The 2,637-nt window shown below is 57.6% G+C and carries 2 protein-coding genes; both read left to right on the plus strand.

The window, feature by feature from the left end:
- Positions 1 to 197 precede the first annotated feature (197 nt).
- A complete protein-coding gene (gene istA, locus ACQ4N7_RS30080; RefSeq protein WP_430715097.1) occupies positions 198 to 1,709 on the plus strand; it encodes an IS21 family transposase in 1,512 nt (503 codons plus the stop codon).
- A gap of 19 nt (positions 1,710 to 1,728) precedes the next feature.
- Positions 1,729 to 2,499 carry an IS21-like element helper ATPase IstB gene (gene istB, locus ACQ4N7_RS30085; RefSeq protein ID WP_430715098.1) on the plus strand — a complete coding sequence of 257 codons (771 nt, stop codon included), beginning with the start codon at positions 1,729 to 1,731 and terminating at the stop codon, positions 2,497 to 2,499.
- The last annotated feature ends 138 nt before the right edge of the window (positions 2,500 to 2,637 follow it).

Consider the following 2,637-nt stretch of genomic DNA (forward strand, 5'->3'; position numbering starts at 1 on the left):
TGCAAAATCGCACGAACTTCGGCACCTGAATCGCGCCAACTTCGGCAGGTGAATCGCATGAACCTCGGCACCTGAATCGCATGAACTTCGGCAGGTCATGACTACCCCATCGGTGGATCTCGATACACTGCGCTCGACCGCGAGCCAGGGAGAGGAGATCCGAGATGGGCCAACACCGCCAAGGAGAGCAACTGCCGATGGTGAAATTTCGAGAGATTATCCGACTCCATAACTTGGGGTACAACCAAAGTGAGATCGCCCGCAGTTGTGTTGTCGCCCGAGCGACGGTGCAAGATTACCTCCGGAGGGCTGCTGCCAAAGGGTTGAGCTACGAACAGCTGTTACAGCTGAGTGACAGCGAGGCGCAAGCACAGCTGGGGAAAGGGAAACCGCCCCCGGTGGACGCTACGCCCGTGGATTTTGAGCAGGTGCACCGAGAGCTACAACGCAAAGGGGTGACCTTGGCGCTGCTGTGGCAAGAAGGGCTTGACCAAGCGGCCTGGACGTTTAGCTACGCGCAGTTCTGCCGCCGCTATGGGCAGTGGAAAGGCCAGCACAACCTCTCGATGCGCCAAGTGCACAAAGGCGGGGAGAAAGTGTTTGTGGACTATTGCGGCTTGACGGTGACAGTCATCGACGCCGAAACCGGAGCCGAGAGAGAAGCCCAGATCTTTGTCGCCTGTCTGGGAGCAAGTAGCTACACCTTTGCCGAAGCCACCCCCTCCCAAGCGCTGCCGCACTGGCTAGGGTCTCACCAACGGGCCTTGGCCTTCTTGGGCGGGGTACCCGCCGCCATCGTGCCCGACAACCTGAAATCGGGGGTGACCGACCCCTGCCGCTATGAACCGGGCATTAACCGGAGCTATCAGGAGTTTGCTGAGCACTATCAGGTGGCCATCCTGCCCGCTCGGCCCTATAAACCACGGGACAAAGCCAAGGTGGAGAAAGCCGTGCAGGAGGTGGAGCGCCAGATTCTAGCCCCCTTGCGCCATGAGCGCTTCACCAGTTTCACCGCGCTCAATGATGCTATTCGAGAGCGACTGAGGACCTTAAATGAGCGGGTGATGAAAAGCTATGGGTGCTCTCGCCGAGCCCTGTTTGAGCAGGTCGACCAACCGGCGCTGAAGCCCCTACCCACGGTGCCCTTTGTCCTGGCCCAGTGGAAACAGGCGAAGGTGAATCTGGACTATCACCTGGAGATTGAGCGCCACTATTACTCGGTGCCCTACTGGTTTGCCCGGCGAGAGGTGAGCGTCAAAATCAGCGAGTCGCTAGTGGAAGTGTTCTACGACCATCAACGAATTGCGGTGCATCCCAAGGCCTCAATCCCCTATCGCCACAGTACCCTGGCGGCGCATATGCCCCCGAACCACTGGGCCTACAAAGCCCAGTCCAAGGCCTCGTTTCTGGCTTGGGCCACTCAGGTTGGCTCCCATACGCACCGTCAGGTGGACGCTATCTTTGCCCTCAAAGACCACGAAGAACAAGCGTTTCGCACCCTCAAAGGCATGCAAGCCTTAGCCACCCGCTATGGCCCCATTCGACTGGAGGCCGCCTGTCGCCACGCCAACACCTTTGCCTTGGTTGGCCTTAAGCGGCTCAAAGCCATTCTCAAGGCCAACCTCGATAACATGCCCCTCCCCGCTGAGGACGACGCGCTCCCCTCCGCACCCCATGACCATGTCCGTGGCCAAGCCTACTATTCCTAGTCCTGTCTTACCGAGTCCTATGCAACACACCTTAGACCAACTCAAATCGCTTCGATTAATCGGCCTGCTGGAGGCCTGGCAAGAGCAACAGGCCCAGCCTACCTACCACGACCTCGCCTTTGACGAACGCTTCGCCCTCTTGGTCGAGCGTGAATACCTGCGTCGCCAGCAGCAGCGCCTTCAACGCCGACTCAAGCAGGCCACCCTCTTTAACTCTGCCACGCTCAGTGACATCGACTTTGAGGTGCCACGGGGGTTGAAAAAATCCCAGTTCCTCCAATGGACCCAGGGGCAGTGGCTCACTCAGCATCTCAGTCTGGTGGTCGTTGGCCCCACGGGTGTCGGTAAAACCTTCCTCGCCTGTAGCCTCGCTGACCACCTCTGTAAACAAGGCTATGCCGTGCGCTATCTCAAAACCGCTGATTTACTCTCTGAATTGAAACTCGCTAAAATCGACGGCTCGTTCCCCAAACTCCGCAAGCATCTGGCTAGCTTTGAGCTCATCATTCTGGATGAATGGCTCAGAGACGCTCTCTCCCCGAATCAAGCCCGCGAAATGCTTGATTTCCTAGATGACCGTTACCGCCGTGCCTCCTGTCTCTTTGCCACTCAATTCCCCGTCGACCAGTGGCATGCTCAAATTCAAGATCCCACCCTCGCTGATGCCATCCTCGACCGCATTGTCCATGATTCTCTCCGCCTTACTCTCAAGGGCGAATCCATGCGCAAGCTCACCAGTGCCCTCTCATCACCTGCCGTTCCGCTGCCGGAGTCCACTGCCGTGACCTAATTGTCGTTTCACTATTCTCACGATCTATTCACAGACTGCATAATGAATCTGACCTGCCCAGCTATGCTGTTTTTCCCTCGCCAATCGAGGGGGTGCCGAAGTTGATGCAACTAGGTGCCGAAGTTATGCAAATACGCA

This window comes from Nodosilinea sp. AN01ver1 (genome assembly GCF_050565655.1).
In the GTDB taxonomy this organism is placed as follows: Bacteria; Cyanobacteriota; Cyanobacteriia; order Phormidesmidales; family Phormidesmidaceae; genus Nodosilinea.